This is a genomic window from Vibrio sp. 10N.222.48.A3 (assembly GCF_041475345.1).
GTDB lineage: Bacteria > Pseudomonadota > Gammaproteobacteria > Enterobacterales > Vibrionaceae > Vibrio > Vibrio tasmaniensis_A.
This window is the reverse complement of sequence record NZ_JBFRVX010001136.1, coordinates 1-1875: the sequence shown is the minus strand read 5'-3', so window position 1 is coordinate 1875 and position 1875 is coordinate 1. Positions and strand designations below refer to the sequence as shown.

Below are 1875 nucleotides of genomic sequence, written 5' to 3'. Positions count from 1 at the left end.
GAATGGTACGGATGGCAATCTAGGTACTGCAATCAATGCAATGCAGGCGGCTTCTTCTAGCCACCGTTTCATGGGTATCAGCCGTGAAGGTCAAGTCGCACTACTAACGACGCAAGGTAACCCAAATGGTCACGTAATTTTACGTGGCGGTAAGCAGACGAACTACGATTCAGTATCGGTACACGAATGTGAGCAAGAGCTGGGTAAATCTGGCTTAGAGGCGGCACTAATGGTCGACTGTAGTCATGCGAACTCTCGTAAAGATTTCCGTCGTCAACCGCTGGTGGCTGAAGATGTCATCCATCAGATTCGTGAAGGTAATAGGTCGATTATCGGCCTGATGATTGAGAGCCATATTAACGAAGGAAACCAATCTTCAGATATACCTCTCAATGAGATGAAATACGGTGTATCTATTACCGACGCGTGTATCAATTGGGATTCAACTGAGGCACTATTGAAACGTGCACATACGGAATTAGTCCCGTTCTTAGAGAACCGCTTGAAAGGTTAGTCAGAGTTTAAATTTAAGTGCCTCATCTAATGGGGCATTTTAAGATCTGTTGCTAACGAACCTGCATCAGTGCGGGCTTTTAGATTGGCACGGGCTTATAGATGAGTAAGGAATAAAATGGCCGTTGAACTGAACGAATTACGCGACCAAATCGATGCTGTCGATAAACAAATGTTGGATTTACTGGCTCAACGACTGGCTCTAGTGGAGAAAGTCGGTGAAGTAAAAAGTGAACATGGTTTACCTATTTATGTACCGGAACGTGAAGCCGCAATGTTGGCATCTCGTCGTCAAGAAGCCGAGAAAATAGGAGTACCACCGCAGTTAATCGAAGATATTTTACGTCGTACGATGCGTGAGTCTTATGCCAGTGAAAAAGATTCTGGTTTTAAGTGCCTTAACCCAGAGTTACGTTCAGTGGTTATCGTTGGTGGTAATGGTCAGCTTGGTGGTCTGTTTGGACGTATGTTCAAGCTTTCTGGTTACGAAGTGAAAATCCTTGGCAGCCAAGATTGGGACAAAGCCGATGAGATCTTAGATAATGCTGGCCTTGTGGTTGTAACGGTTCCAATTCACCTGACAGAAGGTGTGATTGCGAAGTTGGGTAACCTACCAAGCGATTGTATTCTTTGTGATTTGACGTCGATAAAATCAAAGCCTCTACAAGCTATGTTAGACATGCACCAAGGCCCTGTGGTTGGATTACACCCAATGTTTGGTCCTGATGTTCCAAGCCTTGCGAAACAAGTGATTGTTTACAGTGATGGGCGTAGTTCTGAAAGCTATCAATGGTTGCTGAATCAATTTGGTATTTGGGGCGCGAGCCTTTGCCAGATGGATGCTGCGGAACACGATCACGGCATGACTCTGATTCAAGCTCTCCGTCACTTCACTTCTTTTGCTTACGGCTTACACCTAAGTAAAGAGAACCCGAACATTGATCAGCTTCTGAAGTTAAGCTCGCCAATCTACCGACTTGAGATTGCGATGGTTGGTCGTCTGTTTGCTCAAGACCCGAACTTGTACGGTGATATCATTCTTTCTTCAGATGAGAACATTGAGATGATTCGACGTTTCCATAGTCGTTTCGGTGAAGCATTGGAAATCTTGGATGGGAAAGATAAAGCTAAATTCGTTGATAGCTTTAATCAAGTCAGTGATTGGTTTGGCGACTACTCGCAGCAGTTCTTGCAAGAGAGCCAAAGTCTTCTAAAACAAGCACATGACTCGATTCATCGAGGCTAATTACGATTTGAAATCATAAAAAAGAGCGACCATCAGGTCGCTCTTTTTGTTTGTACTGAATGCTATGAAAGCATTTGGTCTACTGTAGGCTAAAAGCAATTAGATCATCATAGGCC

At 44.2% G+C, this 1875-nt stretch carries 2 protein-coding genes; both read left to right on the top strand.

Annotation, left to right across the window (positions count from 1 at the left end; translation table 11 throughout):
* On the top strand, positions 1–514 hold a 514-nt coding region (locus AB4653_RS24395), incomplete at its 5' end, for a 3-deoxy-7-phosphoheptulonate synthase (protein WP_372105527.1).
* A 117-nt stretch (positions 515–631) separates the two neighbouring features.
* Complete coding sequence (gene tyrA, locus AB4653_RS24390; RefSeq protein ID WP_009848456.1) at positions 632–1759, top strand: bifunctional chorismate mutase/prephenate dehydrogenase; 1128 nt, start codon at positions 632–634, stop codon at positions 1757–1759.
* Positions 1760–1875: the final 116 nt, after the last annotated feature.

Bases quoted from the DNA above. Each gene is read 5' to 3' on its own strand.
- tyrA (WP_009848456.1), top strand. From the start codon at position 632: ATGGCCGTTGAACTGAACGAATTACGCGACCAAATCGATGCTGTCGAT.